Annotated in this window: 18 protein-coding genes; 8 read left to right on the forward strand and 10 right to left on the reverse strand. The window is 67.6% G+C overall.

Annotation, left to right across the window (positions count from 1 at the left end; genetic code table 11):
* Positions 1-3 precede the first annotated feature (3 nt).
* Genes OGL92_RS00510 through OGL92_RS00530 form a run of 5 tightly spaced genes read left to right on the forward strand, consistent with a single transcriptional unit; the run spans position 4 to position 6,335 of the window.
* Positions 4-741, forward strand: coding sequence for a 3-oxoacyl-ACP reductase family protein (locus tag OGL92_RS00510; RefSeq protein ID WP_263138721.1), 738 nt, complete (start codon positions 4-6; stop codon positions 739-741).
* Positions 738-1,502 carry an SDR family NAD(P)-dependent oxidoreductase gene (locus OGL92_RS00515; RefSeq protein WP_263138728.1) on the forward strand — a complete coding sequence of 255 codons (765 nt, stop codon included), beginning with the start codon at positions 738-740 and terminating at the stop codon, positions 1,500-1,502. Before OGL92_RS00510 ends, OGL92_RS00515 begins: the two co-directional genes overlap by 4 nt.
* A gap of 3 nt (positions 1,503-1,505) precedes the next feature.
* Positions 1,506-2,795, forward strand: a complete 1,290-nt coding sequence (locus OGL92_RS00520) for a DUF1302 family protein (RefSeq protein WP_263138734.1) — start codon at positions 1,506-1,508, stop codon at positions 2,793-2,795.
* A 60-nt stretch (positions 2,796-2,855) separates the two neighbouring features.
* Positions 2,856-3,692 carry an outer membrane lipoprotein-sorting protein gene (locus OGL92_RS00525; protein WP_263138738.1) on the forward strand — a complete coding sequence of 279 codons (837 nt, stop codon included), beginning with the start codon at positions 2,856-2,858 and terminating at the stop codon, positions 3,690-3,692.
* A gap of 18 nt (positions 3,693-3,710) precedes the next feature.
* On the forward strand, positions 3,711-6,335 hold the full coding sequence (locus tag OGL92_RS00530; RefSeq protein ID WP_263138740.1) for an MMPL family transporter: 2,625 nt from the start codon (positions 3,711-3,713) through the stop codon (positions 6,333-6,335).
* 129 nt (positions 6,336-6,464) lie between these two features.
* Here OGL92_RS00530 and OGL92_RS00535 read toward each other — a convergent pair whose 3' ends face one another.
* From OGL92_RS00535 to metG, 10 genes are all read right to left on the reverse strand, one after another.
* A complete protein-coding gene (locus tag OGL92_RS00535; protein WP_263138742.1) occupies positions 6,465-6,875 on the reverse strand; it encodes a MerR family transcriptional regulator in 411 nt (136 codons plus the stop codon).
* Between the two features lie 560 nt (positions 6,876-7,435).
* The gene (locus OGL92_RS00540) at positions 7,436-7,621 is read right to left on the reverse strand and encodes a hypothetical protein (RefSeq protein ID WP_263138743.1); all 186 of its coding nucleotides are present in this window, start codon (positions 7,619-7,621) and stop codon (positions 7,436-7,438) included.
* Positions 7,622-7,728: 107 nt separating this feature from the next.
* A complete protein-coding gene (gene nth / locus OGL92_RS00545) occupies positions 7,729-8,367 on the reverse strand; it encodes an endonuclease III (protein WP_263138744.1) in 639 nt (212 codons plus the stop codon).
* Positions 8,364-8,942, reverse strand: a complete 579-nt coding sequence (locus OGL92_RS00550; protein ID WP_263138747.1) for an Rnf-Nqr domain containing protein — start codon at positions 8,940-8,942, stop codon at positions 8,364-8,366. The genes nth and OGL92_RS00550 overlap by 4 nt, the downstream gene beginning before the upstream one ends.
* Positions 8,939-9,523, reverse strand: coding sequence for an RnfABCDGE type electron transport complex subunit G (locus OGL92_RS00555; protein WP_263138750.1), 585 nt, complete (start codon positions 9,521-9,523; stop codon positions 8,939-8,941). Before OGL92_RS00555 ends, OGL92_RS00550 begins: the two co-directional genes overlap by 4 nt.
* Positions 9,516-10,538, reverse strand: coding sequence for an RnfABCDGE type electron transport complex subunit D (locus OGL92_RS00560; protein WP_263138752.1), 1,023 nt, complete (start codon positions 10,536-10,538; stop codon positions 9,516-9,518). Before OGL92_RS00560 ends, OGL92_RS00555 begins: the two co-directional genes overlap by 8 nt.
* Positions 10,519-11,901 (reverse strand): electron transport complex subunit RsxB, encoded by a 1,383-nt coding sequence (gene rsxB / locus OGL92_RS00565; protein WP_263138758.1) that lies wholly within the window; start codon positions 11,899-11,901, stop codon positions 10,519-10,521. Before rsxB ends, OGL92_RS00560 begins: the two co-directional genes overlap by 20 nt.
* Positions 11,898-12,455, reverse strand: a complete 558-nt coding sequence (locus OGL92_RS00570; RefSeq protein ID WP_263138765.1) for an Rnf-Nqr domain containing protein — start codon at positions 12,453-12,455, stop codon at positions 11,898-11,900. Before OGL92_RS00570 ends, rsxB begins: the two co-directional genes overlap by 4 nt.
* Before the next feature lie 129 nt (positions 12,456-12,584).
* On the reverse strand, positions 12,585-13,394 hold the full coding sequence (locus OGL92_RS00575; RefSeq protein WP_263138769.1) for a DUF4349 domain-containing protein: 810 nt from the start codon (positions 13,392-13,394) through the stop codon (positions 12,585-12,587).
* An 11-nt stretch (positions 13,395-13,405) separates the two neighbouring features.
* Positions 13,406-15,451 carry a methionine--tRNA ligase gene (metG, locus tag OGL92_RS00580; protein WP_263138786.1) on the reverse strand — a complete coding sequence of 682 codons (2,046 nt, stop codon included), beginning with the start codon at positions 15,449-15,451 and terminating at the stop codon, positions 13,406-13,408.
* A gap of 177 nt (positions 15,452-15,628) precedes the next feature.
* On the opposite strand from metG, the gene apbC reads away from it, so the two are divergent.
* The 3 genes from apbC to OGL92_RS00595 all read left to right on the forward strand — a co-directional run bounded on the left by apbC (position 15,629) and on the right by OGL92_RS00595 (position 19,513).
* Entirely contained in the window at positions 15,629-16,720 is a 1,092-nt protein-coding gene (gene apbC, locus OGL92_RS00585) for an iron-sulfur cluster carrier protein ApbC (protein ID WP_263138797.1), read from the forward strand.
* Positions 16,721-16,990: 270 nt separating this feature from the next.
* Positions 16,991-18,760, forward strand: coding sequence for a thiamine pyrophosphate-requiring protein (locus OGL92_RS00590; RefSeq protein ID WP_263138801.1), 1,770 nt, complete (start codon positions 16,991-16,993; stop codon positions 18,758-18,760).
* Positions 18,761-18,856: 96 nt separating this feature from the next.
* A complete protein-coding gene (locus tag OGL92_RS00595) occupies positions 18,857-19,513 on the forward strand; it encodes a cytochrome c3 family protein (protein WP_263138805.1) in 657 nt (218 codons plus the stop codon).
* Positions 19,514-19,516: the final 3 nt, after the last annotated feature.

Below are 19,516 nucleotides of genomic sequence, written 5' to 3' on the forward strand. Positions count from 1 at the left end.
GTGATGCACGACAAGATCGCAGTAGTGACCGGCGGTAGCCGCGGGATCGGCAAGGCCATCGTCAGGGCGCTGGCCCGCGAGGGCTACCAGGTCGCGTTCAGCTATGTCCGTGACGAGGGCGCCGCCGGCGCCCTGCGCGACGAGATCGAGGACCTGGGCGTGCGCTGCCTGGCGGCGCAATGCGACGTCAGCCAGGCGGACAGCATCGCGGCCTTCTTCGAGCAGGTCGAGCAAGCGTTCGGACGCATCGATGTGCTGGTGAACAATGCCGGGATCACCCGCGATGGCCTGCTGGCGACCCTGTCGCCGGCGGACATCGCCCTGGTGATCCAGACCAATCTGGTCGGCACCTTGCTGTGCTGCCAGAAGGTGCTGCCGAGCATGATGCGCCAGCGCAGCGGCTGCATCGTCAACCTCAGCTCGGTGGCCGCGCAGAAGCCCGGCAAGGGCCAGAGCAACTACGCCGCCGCCAAGGGCGGCGTGGAAGCCCTGACCCGCGCCCTGGCGGTGGAGCTGGCGCCGCGCAACATCCGCGTCAACGCGGTGGCGCCGGGTATCGTCAACACCGAAATGAGCACGGCGCTGATCGGCAGCCAGGAGCAGGACATCCAGGCGCGTTTGTTGATCAAGCGCTACGCCGAGCCGGAGGAAATCGCCGAGGCGGTGCTGTTCCTCGCCGAGCGCGGGCAATACCTGACCGGCGAAGTGCTGTCGGTCAACGGCGGGTTGAAGATGCCATGACCGATACCCGGACCATAGTCATCACCGGTGCGGCCAAGGGCATCGGCCGCGCGGTGGCGGAAAACTTCGCCGCCGACGCCGGCACCCACCTGGTGTTGCTCGACCTCGACCTGCGCGAGTTGCAACGCTGGACCGCGGAGCACCAGGGCGCAGCGACCCTGGAAACCCATGTCGCCGACATCGCCGACCTGGCCGCGTTGCGCGGCCTGTTCGACGAGCTGGGCAAGCGCCTGGGCTATATCCACGTACTGGTGAACAGCGCGGGTATCTGCAACGAGAACGAGCCGGAGGACCTGGACAACTGGCAACGGGTGATTTCGGTCAACCTCAACGGCACCTTCTACGTGACCTCGCTGTGCCTGCCGCTGATGCCCAAGCACGCCCGCATCGTCAACATGGCGTCGATCCTCGGCCGCGCGGGCAAGGTGCGCAACACCGCCTACTGCGCGTCCAAGCACGGCATCGTCGGCATGACCAAGGCCTTGGCGCTGGATGTGGCGCCCCGGCAGATCACGGTCAACGCGATCCTGCCGGCCTGGATCGACACGCCGATGCTGCGCCAGGAGCTGGCGGTGCAGGCCGGTATCGCCGGGATCAGCGAGGAACAGATCCAGCGCAACGCGAAGAAGAAGCTGCCCCTGCGGCGTTTCATCCAGAGCGAAGAGGTGGCGGCGCTGGTGCGTTATCTGGCGAGCGCCGAGGCGGGGGGCGTCACGGCCCAGAGCCTGGTCATCGATGGCGGTGTCGGCCTGGGGATGTAGTCAATGTCCAATCTGTTTTTTCGTCGTGGCCTGATCGCCGCGCTGGTTTGCTGTGGGCCGCTGTCGGCCCGGGCCGACCTGACCAAGCCCGCCTACTGGGATGCCGAGGTGGGCGTGGCCAGCGCCCTGCGTCTGCACGACGACGACCGCGTCACCCAGAAGGCGGTGTATTTCAAGGCGACCCTCGAGGACAACTGGGACAGCGGCTACTACAAGGCGAAGGGGCGGGTGCGCTACGACGCCCGCTACGACGGCAACAACCCCTACAGCGACGAGGCGCGGGACGACTATCGCTTCACCGCCGACTGGCGCCACCTCTACTGGGGGCACTACGTCGGCGACGGCGAGCTGACCCTGGGCTGGCAGCAGGTGGTCTGGGGCCGTGCGGACGAGTTGCGCGTGCTCGACCAGATCAACCCGCTGGATTACCGCGAAGGGGTCACCGCCCTGCTCGAGGACAGCCGCATTGCGGTGCCCATGGTGCGTTTCACCCAGCCAGTCGGCGAATGGGAACTGGAGGCGCTGTGGGTCACCGATTTCCTCAAGAACCAGGCGCCGGCGGTGGGCAGCGAGTTCGATGCGCCGATCTTCGCCAAGCCGGACCCGGACTCCTTCGTGGTGGATTCGGCGCCCGGCTATGACGGGCACCGCGGATTTTCCTACGGCGCCAGCGCCAATGGCCGGATCGGCGCCGTCGATGCCAGCTTCGTCGCCCTCAACGCGCGCCAGCAGGACCCGGTGTACGCGGTGGAGGGTTACACCGAGGACGACGGGCGGATCCGTCTCGAACGCCAGTTCCCGCGCTACACCATGGGCGGCGCCGGCCTCGCGGTGGACGCCGGGCACAGCATCGTGGTGCGCACCGAGGTGGCCTACTTCGACAACTGGCGGCTGACCAACCCGACCCGTGCTCACGGCAGCGACGAGAGCCCGATGATCAAGTCGCTGCTGGGCGTGGACTACCTGTTCCGCGACTGGCTGATCTCCACCCAATGGCAGGAACAACGCGTGCTCGACTGGCAGCGCGGCATGTTGCAGGACGAGCGCGAGCACCTGTTCACCCTGTCCGCGGAGGGCACCCATTACCAGGATCGGCTGAAGAGCCGCCTGGTGGTCGCCTTCTCGCCGCCCGCCGCGGACAACACCTTGCTGCAGGGCATCTTCACCTACAAGCCGGTCGACTGGCTGAAGCTCGGGCTGGAGGTGGATGTGTTCTTCGGCAAGCCCACCACGCTGTTCGGGGCCTATGACGGCCGCGACCAGCTGCGGCTTTCCGCCGGCTACCTGTTCTGACCCAGGTCGCCGGCACCCGGGCCGGCGGCCGAACAACCCCCACAACAAAAGGAGTCTCACATGTCGTCGATTTTCAAAGGCCTCACCGCCGCCGTCCTGATCCTCGCCGCGAGCGGCGCGGGTGCCGCCGATGCGCTCGATGCGGACGGCATCATGAGCAACGTCAGGGACCGCAACGACGGCAAAAGCTTCATGTCGCAGGTTTCGCTGATCCTCCACGACAAGCAGGGCAACACCCGGGTGCGCGAGTTCACCTACCTGCAGAAGGATTACGACGACAGCGACAAATTCACCATGTACTTCTCCTCGCCCAACGACGTGCGCGACGTGGCCTTCCACATCGAGAACCCCCACGAGGTGTTGGGCCAGGAGGACAGCCAGTGGATGTACCTGCCGGTGAGCCGCCAGACCCGGCGCATCTCCACCACCGACAAGCGCGGCTCCTTCATGGGCAGCGATTACTCCTACGCCGACCTGGACAAGACCCGGGTCAAGGATTACCGGCAGACCCTGGTCGGCGAGGAAAAGATCGCCGAGCGCGATTGCTACGTGATCGAGCGCGAGCCGGCGTCGCCGGAGGTGCTGTCGAAGACCGGCTACAACAAGCTCAAGGTGTGGATCGACAAGCAGAACTACCTGGTGATGCGCCAGGACTTCTATGACGTGAAGGGCGTGCTGATCAAGCAGATGCGCACCAAGCAGGTCGGCACCATCGACGGTATCGACAGCATCATGCTCAGCGAGACCGAGCACTTCATCAACGGCACCCGTTCGGAAATGCGCTTCAACCAACTGCAATACAACGTGCAACTGGACGACCGGCTGTTCACCCAGACCGCGATCCGCCGCGGCCTGAAGTCCGGCGACATACCGCAGTTCGCGGTTTCCTCACTGTAAGTTCCGGTACGGGCGACCATGGAAAGATATCTGGATCTAGTCGAACGCTACGCGCGGTTCATCATCTTCACCCTGTTGGTGATCACCGCGTATTTCACCTACGTGCTCGGCTCCCTGGCGACCGACACCAACCCCTACCTGCTCAAGGAAGACCACCCGGCGCGCAAGACCATCATCGATTTGCAGGGCCAGTTCACCGGCACCTTCGACTCGGTAATGGTGGCGCTGCACAACCCCGACGGCGTGTTCAACAAGGAAACCCTGAACGCGCTGTACTCGATGTCGCAATCGGCGCGCAAGGTGATCCTCAGCAACGCCGACGACGAGCGCGAACTGCGCCGCATCCTCGACCTGCACGGCGATGACGCGCCGGCGCGGGCGATGGCCGACGACATGCTCAAGGACGGCTTCACGCAGAACGACTACCAGCAGGCGAAGGCCCTGCGCGACCACGCCCGCAGCAAGGACTGGGACAGTCACGAGCAGAAGTTCCTGACCTTCCTCGCCGAACGGATCAACCCGATCCGCGAAATGGCCTCCATGGGCGACCTGGAGAACATCGTCCTCACCGACGACGGCGAACTGCTGATCCACAAGACCCTGCGCGCCTACGACATGGACCCCAAGGAGGTCGAGGCGGAAATCATGGACAACGAGCTGATGCTCGACGGCGTGGTTTCCCGCGACAAGACGGTCGCGCTGCTGGTCGCCGAGCTGGGCACCAAGCAGGACGACGCCGAGGCGCAACTGCGCGCCTACCAGATTTTCCGAGGCATCGTCGCCACCTACCAGACGCAGCATCCGGAGTTCAAGGACGAGGTGTTCATCGCCGGCATGCCGATCTTCATCGCCGCGCAGCAGGAAATCATCAACCACGACCTGGTGCTGCTGTTCCCGATCGTGTTCCTGCTGGTCACCTCGCTGCTGCTGTTCTTCTTCCGCAAGCCGCTCGGCCTGCTGTTGCCGCTGTTCAATATCCTGTTCTGCACCATCTGGACGCTGGGCCTGATGGCGCTGTGCAAGGTGCCGTTCGACCTGCTCACCAGCGTGCTGCCGGTGTTCCTCTTCACCATCTGTTGCGCCGACGCCATCCACATCATGGCCGAGTACTACGAGCAGAAGTTGGCGGGCAACAGCAACCGCGAGGCCAACCGGCAGACCATGCGCCTGATGGTGACGCCAGTGGTGTTGACCACGGTGACCACCATCGCCACCTTCGTGATCTCCACCACCACCAACATCGTCAGCATCCGCAACTTCGGCGTGTTCATGTCCCTCGGGCTGACCGCCGCGCTGATCATCTCCCTGCTGCTGATCCCGGCCTGGATTTCCCTCTGGGGGCGCGACGAGCCGCTGCGCAAGAAGGTGCACAAGGAGTCGATCATCTCGGTGCAACTGGTGCGCCTCTGCGCCTGGCTGATCACCCATCGGAAGAAGGTGCTGACGGTGTTGCTGCCGCTGATGGCGGTGCTCACGGTGCTGACCTTCTTCATCGACATCGAGGATTCCGGGATCGCCTACTTCAAGAAGGACAGTCCGGTACGGGTCTCCGACCAGTTCATCAACGCCCACGTCGCCGGTACCGCGCCGGGCTGGATCGCCATCGACAGCAAGACCCCGCGCGGCGTGCTGAACACCGACGTGGTCAAGTTCATCGATAAGCTCGACGCCTTCATCCGGGCCCAGCCGGACGTCAGCTACGGCTATTCGCTGGCGACCTACGTCAAGCGCATGAACCTGGTGCTGAACGACATGAACCCGGCCTACAAGCGGGTTCCGGACGCCAAGGAACAGGTCACCTCGGTCGATGAGGACGGTCGCCGCGAAACCTTCGAGGTGGATGGCAACGCCCTGATCGAGCAGCACGTGATGCTGTTCGAGAACGGCGGCGGTTCCGATCTGCACAACGTGCTCAACGCCGACTATTCCAAGGCCCTGACCCTGTACACCATGACGTCCTCGGTGGCCAGCGATTACCAGAGCCTGCTGGATCGCCTGGATGCCTGGCTGGCGGTGAACAAGCCGGCCAACCTGGAAGTCACCCACGCCGGCACCCCGGTGATCTGGACCGGCGTCCTGCAGGAAATCACCCGCGGCCAAGTGCTCAGCTTCACCCTGGCGACCCTGGTGGTGTCGCTGATGATGATGCTCTGGCTGAAGTCGGTGCGCCTGGGGCTGCTCGGCATGCTCACCTTGCTGGCCACCTCGGTGACCCTCTACGGCTGCATGTTCCTGTTGAAGATCCAGCTCAACATCGGCACCACGCTGGTGACCTTCCTGGTGGTGGGCGTGGTGGACTACGCGGTGCACCTGTTGTCGAGGATGAAGCTGCTGGTGCAGCAAGGCATGGACATCGACGCCTCGATCCTCCAGGCCATGCACAGCGTCGGCCGCTCCACCGTGGTCAACGTGGTGATCTTCTCGGTGGGCTTCATGGCGCTGCTGTTCTCCGAGTTCAAGCCAATCATCGATCTCGGTGCGCTGGTCGCCCTGGCGCTGTTCACCAGTGGCGTGATGACGGTCCTGGTGGTGACGCTGATCTCGCCCTGGTTCTTCGGCGCGATCATCGCCGAGCGAGACCGTGCCGGTGTGGTGCCGGCGCAACCCATCGTGCGACCGGGGGCCGGCGAGCTGCCCGTCTAATAAGACCCTTTGCTCCGCTGTACCTTGCCCACTGCTCGCGCAGTGGGCTTTTTTTCGCCTGCGTAAAAGGCGCCGAGGGCGCGCCGCCCGCTCAGCCGACGCATCGCGTCAGGCGAGCCAGCAGTCGCTTCAGGTCGTCAGGGTGGAATGGTTTTTTTCCTCTGCCTGGGCGGTATTGTTCAGGTGACATTCTTCCCGGGCGTCCTTGAGGTTTTCCTCGAAGTCCACCAGCCCTTCGTAGAGCTTGCGCATGCTGCTTATCTGGGTCAGGAGCTCCTGCTTCTTCCTCTGCACCTCGCGCTGCGCCAGCTCCCAGGGGAATTCCTGGCCGCTGTAGTCGCGAAGGATCTCCTGGAGTTCCTTGAGCCGGAAACCGAGCTGCTGGGCGCACTTGATGAAGCGCAGCACATCGACGCTTTCCTGGCTGTATATCCGGTACTTGCCCTCGCGCTGGGCTTGGGGGATCAGGCCGATTTCCTCGTAGTGACGGATGCTCTTGATCGTGGTGCCGGAGAGTTTGGCTGCTTTTCCTATGTACATGACGAATGCCGTTTTGCTGAAAATGAATCGGGTCGAACGGATAGGGGTTCGCGTCTCAGGGACATCGTGAGGGACGTGTGTGGTGGGGCGTTTTCCTCCATGAAGTGCTGGGTTCGCGACAATCTCGTCGCACCGCGCCGTACACGAGGTCGGCGCGGTCCATTGGCGTCTAGCGCCGAGTCTCGGCTAGGTCGTTCGGGTCGTGCCCGGATCGGGATGCGGATACGGCGGGTGCGCGGGCATGGCCTGTGCGGGACGTGCCGTGGGGCCATTGCAGAAGGGAAGTGCCATGGGATGTCCGTTCCTTGGTCGATGGGCTGGCAAGGCGTGCCATTGCGTCCGTTGCAGGTGTCCCGATTCGGACACGCGCGTTAAATACCCTATTCCGTGTAAGGGTACAGCCTGTTTTATGTTACGGGGTATGAATGGTTCTCAAATGAACGCTACCGATCGACACGTCGCCCCCTCGCGCTTCGACCTCGTCGCGCTCCACAAGGCGAAGAGCGCGCGCGTCGCGTCCCACAGGCCGCACAAGAAAAAGCCCCGCGTATGGCGGGGCTCTACAGGTCGAAATCGTAATCCGCCAGTTGCCGTTGTAAACGACGTTCCTCCAGCAGGTTGTCGATGACGCGGCGCTTGGTCAGGTTGGTCTTGGAAACCTCTACGGGTTTCTCCACCACCGCCTCGTCGGCGTCCTCGGCGACGAATTCGTCTTCGATCTCGATCTCGTCTTTGTCGGCGCTCATGGCATTCACTCCAGCTCACGGGGTGCTATTGGCGGACCTTATAGCGACAAAGCTGGAGAGCGTAAAAAAGATTTTTTCAATCGATCGACGAAAATTTTCCTCAAACTTCAATCGATGGCGGTCTTCTCGGGGTACTCGCAGAGGTCCTCGATCCGGCAACTGCCGCAGCGCGGCTTGCGGGCCTGGCATACGTAGCGGCCGTGGAGGATCAACCAGTGATGGGCGTCGAGGAGGAATTCCTTCGGCACGAACTTCAGCAGTTGGCGTTCCACCTCCAGCACGTTCTTCCCGGGGGCGATGCGGGTGCGGTTGCTCACCCGGAAGATGTGCGTGTCCACCGCCATCACCGGATGGCGAAAGGCGGTGTTGAGCACCACGTTGGCGGTCTTGCGGCCCACGCCGGGCAACGCCTCCAGGGCCTCGCGATCGTCCGGCACCTGCCCGCCATGGCGTTCGATGAGCAAGCGGCAGGTCTCGATGACGTTCTTCGCCTTGGCGTTGTACAGGCCGATGGTCTTGATGTACTCGGACAGCCCCTCCACACCCAGGGCGAGGATCGCCTCCGGGGTATTGGCCACCGGATACAGGCGCGCGGTGGCCTTGTTGACCCCGACGTCGGTGGCCTGGGCGGAAAGAATCACCGCGATGAGCAGCTCGAAGGGCGTGCTGTAGACCAGTTCGGTGCGGGGTTCGGGGTTGTCCTCCCGCAGGCGGCGGAAGATTTCGTAGCGTTTCGCGGCGTTCATGGCGTGTGGCTTTCGTTCGAAGACGTCAAGTGGTTGGCCAGGGCCAGCAACAGGCCCAGCAGGATGAAGGCGCCCGGCGCCAGGCTCAAGGGCGGCAGGCCGGCGAAGGGCAGGGCCAGGCCGGCATCGCGCGCCATGCCGAGCCAGCCGTTGCCGGCGAACAGGCTGCCGTGCCCCAGGCTTTCGCGGAGCAGGCCCAGCAACACTGCGAGCGCGGCGAAGCCCAGGCCGCTCTTCACCCCGGCGAAGGCGCCGACGGGGCGGGTCGCCAGTTGCAGGCAGGGCAGCGCCAGCAGGCCGAGGAAGGGACCGAGGGCCTGGCGTAGCGGATAGGCCCAGGCCTGCATCGCCAGGTCGACGAGGGCGACCAGGGTTCCCGCCAGCAGCAGGGCGGCGCCCCACTGCGCCGGGTCCGGCAGCCAGCGGCGCAGGAGCGCGAACAGCAAGCCGAAGCCACCGAATACCAGCACGCCGGCGAGGCCGAGGGCGATGGCCTTGCCGAGCAGGTCGGTGGCGCCGAGCAGGGGCGCGAGGGCCAGCCAGGGCGCCGTGGTCCACGCCGTCCAGCCTTTCATGGCGTTTCCCCGGCGAGCAGGCGTTCGCGGTGGGCGTCGAAGAAGCGCAGGGCGCGCTGCAAGGCCTGGCTCACCGCTTTCGAGGTGAGCGTGGCGCCGGCGATCTGGTCGACCCGGCCGCCTTCGGCGCGCAGTCGCCAATCGTCCGCGGACGTGCGGCCGAGGAAATCCCGTAGCCAGGCGCCCTGGCGCTCGAGGTCGGCGAGGCCGGCGGTCTCCCGTTGCGCCAGTACCCGGGCGCCGACCAGCCGGGCGTCGCGGTCGATCGCCACCCGCAGTTCGATGCGGCCTTCGTAGCCTTGCGCGGCGACCGGCAGCACCACCGCGACGGAGCGTCCGCCAAGGGTGGCGAGGTAGGCCGGGCGCGCCTCGCGGTTATCCAGCAGGCCGCCGGCGGCCAGGGCGATGGGCCGGCGCAGCGGATGGTTGTCGTAGCTGCCGGGCGGCAGCAGGTCGAGCAGGGCGCGCTCGGCGGCCGCCTGCCGCTGGGCCTCGATGCGGCCGTCGAGCCAACGGGCGGCGCCGACGCAGAGCAGCAGGCCGCAGAGGGCCACCAGCGCCAGGCCGGCGTACTTATGCATGCTCGCCCGCCTGGCGCCGTTCCAGGCGCTCCAGGGCCGGCACCGCCAGGTTCATCAGCAGGACGGCGAAGGCCAGGCCGTCCGGATAGCTGCCATAGGCGCGGATCAGGTAGGTGAGCAGACCGATCCCGATGCCGAACAGCAGGCGCGCGCGGGCGCCTCGCGGGGCGGTGACGGGTTCGCTGGCGATGAAGAAGGCACCGAGCATGCTCGCCCCGGTAAACAGGTGCAGCAGCGGCGAGCCGTGGGAGTCCGAACCGGAGCCATTCCAGCCGAACAGGCTGGCGACGAACAGTGCGCCCAGCACGCCCAGGGGAATCTGCCAGGCGATGACCCGACGCTTGAGCAGGTACAGCCCGCCCAGCAGAAAGGCCAGGTTGACTCCTTCGACGCCGCGCCCGCCGACCCGGCCGAACGCCGGGTCGCGCTGGAACAGTTCGTCGAGGGTCAGGCGGTCGTTGTGCTTGAGGCTGTCGAGCAGCGTGGCCTGGCTCCAGCCATCCACCGCCGGAGCGCCGAAACCGAAGACCTGCTGGCTGGCCGCCAGGGGGCTCCCGAAGGCATCGGGCGCGGGCCAGTGGCTCATCTGCGCGGGAAAGGCCACCAGGGCGAAGGCGTAGCCGAGCATCGCCGGATTCAACGGGTTCTGCCCGAAGCCGCCGAACAGTGCCTTGCCGAACAGGCTGGCGAATGCCGTGGCGCAGACGCTCAGCCACCAGGGCGAGCCGGCCGGCAGCGCGATCGCCAACAGCAGGGCGCTGACCAGGCCGCCGCCTTCGGCCAGCAGCGGCCTGCCGAACAGCGCCCGCTCGGCGGGCATTGGGCGCCGATGCCGCCAGTGGCGGACCAGGGCTTCGCAGGCCAGACCGCTGGCGAGGCACAAGATCAGTTGCAGCGGCACCGCCCAGCCGTACAGCCAGAACAGCGTCGCCAGGCCGGGCAGGCACGCCAGCGCCACGTCGCGCATCGCCGGGCGCGGGTCGAGGAGCAGGGCTTCAGGCCGGAGACTGGTCATGCAGGCGTCGTTCGGCTTCGGCCAGGCGCGCATGCGCCCTGGCCAGGGCGTCGGCATCCAGGGGATGGCGGTGCTGTTGGGCGCGGACTTCGGCGCGGGCGTAGGCCAGTTCGGTCTTCAGCGCGCGCAGCTCGGCGGGCATCGGCTGTTTGTCGATACGCTGCAGGCGCGGCGCCGGACGGCCACAGGCGTCCTCGGCGGCATGCAGCTCCCGCTCGGCGTCCGCCAGGGCGTGGCGCAGGCGCTCCAGTTCCGCGGCGGGCGCGGCATCCCGCTCGGCGCTGCGCAGCGCCGCGCGGCGGGTGAGCAGGGTCACCTTGGCTTTCTTCAGGTCCGCGTCGCCGGGCCCGCGGGGCGAGGGGGGGTGAAGCTGGCCGGCCAGGGCCTCGGCGCGCCGGGTCTCCTCTTCCAGGGCCTGGAGCTGCGCACGTTGCGCGGGGTCGGGCGTAGGGCCGAAGCGCTTGAGGGCCTTGAGCCATTGCGCGCGGCTCATGGCGGCGGCGATTCGCGCCTGTTTCGCGGCGTCGGGTGGGACGTCGGGCGCGACGGACGCGGCCACCGGCGGCGCCTGCTGAGCCTGTTCCCAGGCCTGCCGGGCGGCCCTGGCCGCCTCGCGCAGGGAGGCGACCTGGGCGGCCAGGGTCTCGCCGCCATGCTGCGCCCACTGCTTCTCGGCCTTGGCCAGCGCCACCTGAGCCATGGACGCTTCGATCTTCAAGCGCTTGAGGAGCGCGGAGGGCTCGGCGGCGACGCCCGGAATGCCTTGCCGCGCCTTGACCCGCGCCCGCGCCGCCTGCACCGCGTCGAGGGGCGCGTCCGCCGCCGTGGCGACGGGGGCCGTGCGGCGCAGCCGTTCCGCCCGGCGCCGCTGTTCTTCGCGTTGCAGGCGTGCCTGGCGGCGCTCGTAGCGTTCGCGGAAAAGGTCGGCCTGCTGGCGCTGTCGTTGCGCCTGCTCTGTCGGCAGCGGGAGCAGGTCGATGCAGTCCACCGGGCAGGGCGCCACGCAGAGTTCGCACCCGGTGCATTCCGCCGTGATCACCGTGTGCATCAGCCGCGCGGCGCCGACGATGGCGTCCACCGGGCAGGCCTGGATGCACTTGGTACAACCGATGCACTCGGCCTCGCGGATGAAGGCGATCTGCGCCGGGGTCGGCCCGTCGGGCGACTCCAGGGGCAGCGGCGGGCGGCCCAGCAGGCTCGCCAGGGCCTGGATGGTCGCCTCGCCGCCCGGTGGGCATTTATTGAGGGCTTCGCCGTGGGCGATCCCGACGGCGTAGGGTTTGCAGCCGGGATGGCCGCATTTGCCGCACTGGGTCTGCGGGAGCAACGCGTCGATGGCCTGGATGCGTTCGGCGCCGTTCATGCCGGTCCCCAGCCCTTGAAGCCGAGGAAGGCCAGGCCCATCAGGCCGGCCGCGATGAGGCGCAGCGGCACGCCCTGGAAGGGCGCCGGCACGTCGCCTGCCGCGCTGCGCGCGAGCAGGTCGGCGAACGCGCGCAGCACCAGCCAGAAGCCCAGCCCACCGCCCAGGCCGAAGGCCAGCGCCGCGGCGAAGCTCGCCGGGCTGGCCGCCTGCAGCAGAGCGCCGAGCCCGGCGCCGTTGGCCAGCAACGGCAGCCGGAGGCCCGCGGTCGGCCACGCCGGGCGCCAGCTTCGCAGCAGGCGCAGCACCAGGTTCGCCAGCAGGGCCAGCAGCGGCAGGGCGAACAGCGGTTGCAGGGCTTCCAGCGCCAGGGGCCGCAGCAGCAGGTGTTGCAGGGCCCAGCCCAGCGGCGCGGCGATGGCGATCAGCAGGGCGCCGGCCGGGCCGAGCACGGCGGCCGGGTCCTGGCGCAGCGAGTCGGCGGCGAGGGGCAGGCCTAGGACGAGGTTGCTGACCAGCGCGGCGCCGATCAGGGCAAGGAGGAAGTCGGTCATGCGCGCCCAGGAGGAGGAATCGCGAAGGTTCGGCCGGGCATTATCCGGGATGCGCCGGAACCGGTACAACCCGCATGCGCCGTCGTGCCGACCATCAAGGGCGATGGCTGCCGTCGCCCGGCGCGGACGTCATCGGCGCGGGCGGGTGGCCCGGCGCCAGAGCGCGCGGACCAGCAGGGCCAGGGGAAACAGCAGCAGGGCGAAGGGGATGCCGTAGCCGAGCAGGCCGAGCGCCTGGGCGGCGCCGTCGGCGAGGTTATCGAGCAGGCCATCGGCGGCGCGGGCGATGCGCTGCACGCGCCCGTCCGCCGCCGCGTCGGCGCTGAAGTCGAGGGTCAGCAGGTTGGTGGAGAGGCGCCGGCGTTGCTCGGCGGCGGTCTGTTCCAGGCCGGCGAGCTGGGTCTCCACGTCGGCGAGCTCGCGGGCCAGGGCGAGCATGTCGCTGACGCTCAGGTCGCGGCGCGCCTGATAGCCCAGCAAGGTCTCGCGCTGACGCTCCAGGCGTTCGCGCTGGCGCTGGTTGTCCTCCACCGCCTGGGCCAAGTCCTGGGCCCGGGTGCTGCGGCTTTCCAGCACGCCTTCGCCGGCGGCCAGGCCGACCAGTCCCTCGACGCCTTCTGGAACGACGCGCAGGCTCAGGCTGCCGGCGCGGTAGCGACCGCCGTGCTGTTCGACGCTCAACAGCGCGCAAGGCCCGAAGCGGTTCGTCACGCAGGCGTCGCGGGTCGCGGCCAGGCGCGGTTCGATGAGCGCCTCGGGCAGGCGGATGGCGACCCGATGCTCGTAGGCGAGGAAGGCCTCGGGGGCGCCGCGCTCGCCTTGCAGCGGCGCGGCGCCGCTGGCCGGTGCCTGCCGGTCGCCCTCGGAACAGCCGGCCAGGGCCAGCGCGACCAGCAGGGCGAACCCCGCGGCCAGGCGGCCCGGCGAAGGCGTGGCCATCGGGCGGCGGCCTACTTGACCCGTTGTCCGGGCTTGGCGCCGCTGTCCGGGCTGAGCAGATAGATCTCCTCGCCCCCGGGACCGGCGGCCAGCACCATGCCTTCGGAGACGCCGAACTTCATCTTGCGCGCCGCCAGGTTGGCGACGTACAGGGTCAGGCGGCCCTCCAGCGTGCTCGGGTCGGGGTAGGCACTCTTGATGCCGGAAAACACGTTGCGCTTCTCGTCGCCGATGTCGAGGCTCAGGCGCAGCAGCTTGTCCGCGCCCTCGACGAACTCGCACTTCTCGATCAGGGCGATGCGCAGGTCGACGGCGGCGAAGGCGTCGAAGGCGATCTCGGCGGCCAGCGGGTCCTTCTTCAGCTCGCCGTTGCCGTGCGTCTGGCCGGCACCGGCTTCGGCGGCGGCGAGGTCTTCCTTGGAGGCTTCGATCATGGCGTCGATTCTCGCGGGTTCGATGCGGGTCAGCAGGGGGGTGAAGGCGTTCAACCGGTGGTCGGCCAGGCGGGAGCCATGGTCGTCCCAGCTCAGCGGCGGCACGTCGAGGAAAGCCTCGGCGGCGGCGGCGAGCTTCGGCAGCACCGGCTTGAGGAAGATCACCAGTTGGCGGAACAGGTTGATGCCCAGGGCGCAGACGGCCTGCACCTCGGCCTGTTTGCCGTCCTGCTTGGCCAGGGCCCAGGGGGCCTTGTCGGCGATCCAGGCGTTGGCGCGATCGGCCAGGGCCATGATCTCGCGCATGGCGCGGGCGAAGTCGCGGGCCTCGTAGGCCTCGGCGATGGACGGCGCGGCTTCGGCGAACGCGGCGCTGAGCTCGGGTGCGGCGTCGCCGGCGACCAGCACGCCGGCATTGCCCTTGTGGATGAAGCCGGCGCAGCGGCTGGCGATGTTGACCACCTTGCCGACCAGGTCGGAATTGACCTTCTGCACGAAGTCCTCGAGGTTCAGGTCGAGGTCGTCGACGCCGCGGCCGAGCTTGCTCGCGTAGTAGTAGCGCAAGTATTCCGGGTCGAGGTGATCGAGGTAGGTGCGCGCCTTGATGAAGGTGCCGCGGGACTTGGACATCTTCTGCCCGTTCACCGTCAGGTAACCGTGCACGTTGATCGCGGTCGGCTTGCGGTAGCCGGCGCCTTCGAGCATCGCCGGCCAGAACAGGGCGTGGAAGTTGACGATGTCCTTGCCGATGAAGTGATACAGCTCGGCCGTCGAGTCCTTGCCCCAGAACGCGTCGAAGTCCAGCTCGGGGCGGCGCGCGCAAAGGTTCTTGAAGCTGGCCATGTAGCCGATCGGCGCGTCCAGCCAGACGTAGAAGTACTTGCCCGGCTCGCCGGGGATCTCGAAGCCGAAGTAGGGTGCGTCGCGGCTGATGTCCCATTCCTGCAGGCCGGCGTTCAGCCATTCGGCGATCTTGTTGGCCACCGATTCCTGCAGGGCGCCGCTGCGGGTCCAGCCCTCGAGCATCGCCTGGAAGTCCGGCAGCTTGAAGAAGAAGTGCTTGGAGTCCTTGAGCACCGGCACCGCGCCGGAGATGGCCGAGCGCGGGTCCTTGAGGTCGGTGGGCGCGTAGGTGGCGCCGCACTTCTCGCAGTTGTCGCCGTACTGGTCCTCGGCCGCGCATTTCGGGCAGGTGCCCTTGATGAAGCGGTCGGCGAGGAACATGCCTTTTTCCGGATCGAAGTACTGGGTCACCGAGCGTGTGGCGATGTGCCCGGCGTCGCGCAGCTTCAGGTAGATGGCGGCGGACAGCTCGCGGTTTTCCTCGGCGTGGGTCGAGTGGAAGTTGTCGAACGCCACGCCGAAGTCGGCGAAGTCGGCGCTGTGCTCGGCCTGCACGCCGGCGATCAGTTGTTCCGGGGTGATGCCTTCCTTCTCCGCGCGCAGCATGATCGCCGAGCCGTGGGCGTCGTCGGCGCAGACGTAGACGCACTGGTTGCCGCGCAGCTTCTGGAAACGCACCCACATGTCGGTCTGCACGTACTCGAGCATGTGGCCGAGGTGGATCGAACCGTTGGCGTAGGGCAGGGCGCTGGTGACGAGGATCTTGCGGGCTTCGGACATGGTGATCGGCTGCACGGGGAAACGAGGGAAGTCGGCAACTATATAGGCGCGAGCGTTTTTTTTCACCCGCGCCGGCGGCGCCGTTGCCGTGGCGATGTCCCCGCCAAGTCCGCGGCCTTTCCCGGGAAGCCCTGGGGTAGGATAGGCGCCTGTTTCGCTTAGCCTTCGGAGTGTCACATGAGTGCGATCACCCGCGCCGTGGTGGAAGCCACCCTGCGTCAGTACACCGATCCCCACCTCGACCAGGACCCGGTCAGCGCCGGTTGCCTGCGCGAGGTCGACATCCAGGGCAGCCGGGTCCGCGTGCGCCTGGAGCTGGGCTATGCCGCCGGGCTGTTCAAGAACGGCTGGGCGCAGACCCTGCGGATGGCCCTGGAAGGCCTCGACGGCGTGGACGCCGCCGAGGTCCAGGTGGACTGCCGGATCGAGGCGCACAAGGCCCAGGACCAGGTTCCGGCGCTGGCCAACGTGAAGAACATCATCGCCGTGGCCTCGGGCAAGGGCGGCGTCGGCAAGTCCACCACCGCCGCCAACCTGGCCCTGGCGCTGACCCGCGAGGGCGCGCGGGTGGGTATCCTCGACGCGGATATCTACGGCCCCAGCCAGGGCATCATGTTCGGCCTGCCGGAGGGCAGCCGTCCGCAGGTGCGCGACCAGAAATGGTTCGTGCCGCTGCAGGCCCACGGCGTCCAGGTGATGTCCATGGCCTTCCTCACCGACGACAACACCCCGGTGGTCTGGCGCGGGCCGATGGTTTCCGGCGCGCTGCTCCAGTTGATCACCCAGAGCGCCTGGGACGACCTCGACTACCTGGTGGTGGACATGCCGCCGGGTACCGGCGACATCCACCTGACCCTGGCGCAGAAGGTCCCGGTGGCCGGCGCGGTGATCGTCACCACGCCCCAGGACCTGGCCTTGCTGGACGCGAAGAAGGGCGTGGAGATGTTCCGCAAGGTGAACATCCCGGTACTCGGCGTGGTGGAGAACATGGCGGTGCACATCTGCTCCCACTGCGGGCACGTCGAGCACCTGTTCGGCGAGGGCGGCGGCGGCAAGCTGGCCGCCCAGTACGACGTCGACCTGCTGGCGTCGCTGCCGCTGTCCCTGGCGATCCGCGAGCAGTCCGACGGCGGCCGGCCGACCGCCATCGCCGACCCGGAAAGCCAGATCGCCATGATCTACCAGAACATGGCCCGCAGCGTCGGCGCGCGCATCGCCCAGGGCGGCCAGGCCGGCGCCATGCCGAACATCGTCATCAGCGACGATTGAGCCGTCGCGCCGGGCGCGGATCGCCGCGCCCGGCGCCGTTCTCCGGCCCGCAGGCATCCGCCGCGGGAACCGGCGAACCCATGCCGCCACCCGGGTTCCGGGCATTTCCTGCAACTATTTGTAACCCCGTCGAGTCCCTTCTAGCAGAGCGGGCAGCCGGTCGCGCGTTTCGCGGTTTCGCGATCCCGTCCCTGCCCAGCGGCTTCCCCGCCCCCGTGACGCCCGTCCGGCGCCGGCGCGGAAGGCCTTTCACCTGTCAGAGGAGGCAACATGAGCAAGACTGTCGGCGATCACCTGCTGGAACGGCTGAGCCAGTGGGGCGTCAAGCGGATCTTCGGTTACCCCGGCGACGGCATCAACGGCATCATGGGGGCGATGGGCCGCCACGCCGAGGACTTCGACTACATCCGCGTGCGGCATGAGGAAATGGCCGCCTTCATGGCTGGCGCCCATGCCAAGTTCACCGGCGAGGTCGGCGTCTGCATGGCCACTTCCGGGCCGGGCGCGATCCACCTGCTCAACGGCCTCTACGACGCGAAGATGGACCACATGCCGGTGCTGGCCATCGTCGGCCAGCAGGCGGCGTCCTCGCTGGGCAGCGACTACCAGCAGGAAGTCGACCTGCAGACGCTGTTCAAGGACGTCTCCGCTTACGTGGAAACCGTGGTCACCCCCGCGCAACTGCGCCACGTGGTCGACCGCGCGCTGCGCATCGCCATCGCTGAGCGGCAGATCGCCACGGTGATCATTCCCAACGACATCCAGCAGATGCCCGCGGTGGAAAGCCCGCCCCACGTCCATGGCAACGTGCTTTCCGGCACCGGGGTCCCCCAGCCGCGGCCCTATCCCCACGAGGAGGAATTGCTCAAGGCGGCGGAAATCCTCAACGCCGGCAAGAAGGTGGCGATCCTCGCCGGGGCCGGTGCGCTGGGCGCCCGCGCCGAACTCATGCAGGTTGCCGAGGCGCTGTCCGCCGGGGTGGCCAAGGCCCTGCTGGGCAAGGCCGCGCTGTCCGACGAACTGCCCTACGTGACCGGCTCCATCGGCCTGCTCGGCACCCGCGCCAGCTACGAGCTGATGAAGAAATGCGACACCCTGCTGATCGTCGGCTCGACCTTTCCCTATACCGAATTCCTCCCCGAGGAAGGCCAGGCCCGCGCGGTGCAGATCGACCTGCACGCGCGCAACCTCAGCATGCGCTATCCCATCGAGCAGTCGCTGCTGGGGGATTCCGCCGAGACCCTGCGCCGCCTGGTGCCGCTGCTCAAGCCGAAACGCCATGGCGCCTGGCGCCGGGGCGTGGAGAAGAACGTCGCGTCCTGGTGGAAGGAACTGGAAGCCAAGGCCATGGAGAGCGCCGAGCCGATCAACCCGCAACGGGTGTTCTGGGAGCTCTCGGCGCAGTTGCCGGAGGATGCCATCCTCTGCGGCGACAGCGGTTCCCATACCAACTGGTACGCCCGCGACATCCGCATGCGCGGCGAGATGATGGGCTCGCTGTCGGGCAAGCTGGCGACCATGGGCAGCGGCGTGCCCTATGCCATCGCCGCTAAGCTGGCGCATCCGCAACGACCGGTGATCGCCATCGTCGGTGACGGCGCGATGCAGATGAACGGCAATGCCGAGCTGGTCACCGCCCAGCAGTATTGGAAGCGCTGGAGCAGCCCGACCTTCATCGTGCTGGTGCTGAACAACCACGACCTCAACCAGGTGACCTGGGAACAGCGCGCCCTGGGCGGCGATCCGAAGTTCTCCGAGGCGCAGGACGTGATCGACTTCCCCTATGCGCGCTATGCCGAGATGCTCGGCTTCAAGGGCATCCGCGTGGACGATCCCGAACGGATCGCCGAGGCCTGGCGGGACGCGCTGGCCGCCGACCGGCCGGTGGTGATTGAGTTCGTCACCGACCCCAGCGTGCCGCCCCTGCCGCCGCACATCAGCCTAGAGCAGTCCAGGGCGCTGCTCGGCTCGATCCTGCACGGCGATCCCAACACCTGGGACGTGATCAAGCAGAGCGCCAAGCAATTGCTGTCGCGCTGAGCCCTGCGCGGGCGGCCAGCGCGGTCGCCGGTCGGCACGTGCCGGGGTTGAGCCCCGGCGCTTTTCACGGACGCCACTGTTCAAGGTCATGAGGCGATGGCACAGATTTTCAGCCGCGCGGCTGACACCTGGTTTCGCGTCGCCATGCTCGTCACCCTGGGGGGACTCATCGGCGTGTTCATCGTCGCCCTGCTGTTGGAGCGCTCCGACTACCAGACCGGCCGCGGCTGGGTGGTCCGGCAACCGGTGCCGTTCAGCCACCAGCACCACGCCGGCGCGCTGCGGATCGATTGCCGCTACTGCCACGCCGGGGTGGAGGACTCGCCACGCGCGGGTTTCCCGCCGACCCACACCTGCATGAGCTGCCATTCGCAACTCTGGACCCAGGCCGACATGCTCGCGCCGGTGCGCCGCAGCTTGGAGGAAAATCGGCCGCTGCGCTGGAACCGGGTGGTGGCGTTGCCCGACTACGTGTATTTCCAGCACGACGTACACGTGCGGTCGGGGGTCGGTTGCGTCAGTTGCCACGGCCAGGTCGAGCGCATGCCGCTGTTGCACAAGGCGGAGCCGCTGAGCATGAGCTTCTGCCTCGATTGCCACCGCGACCCGGCGCCGCGCCTGCGCCCGCCCGAGGCGGTCACCGACATGGACTGGCACACCGACGAGGATCGCCGTCAGCTCGGCGAACGCCTGATGCGCGAACGCCACATCGATCCCGCGCGGCTCACCTCCTGCGGCGTCTGTCACCGATGAGCG

The sequence above is a fragment of the Pseudomonas sp. RIT-PI-AD genome, assembly GCF_025642785.1.
Taxonomy (GTDB): Bacteria; Pseudomonadota; Gammaproteobacteria; order Pseudomonadales; family Pseudomonadaceae; genus Pseudomonas_T.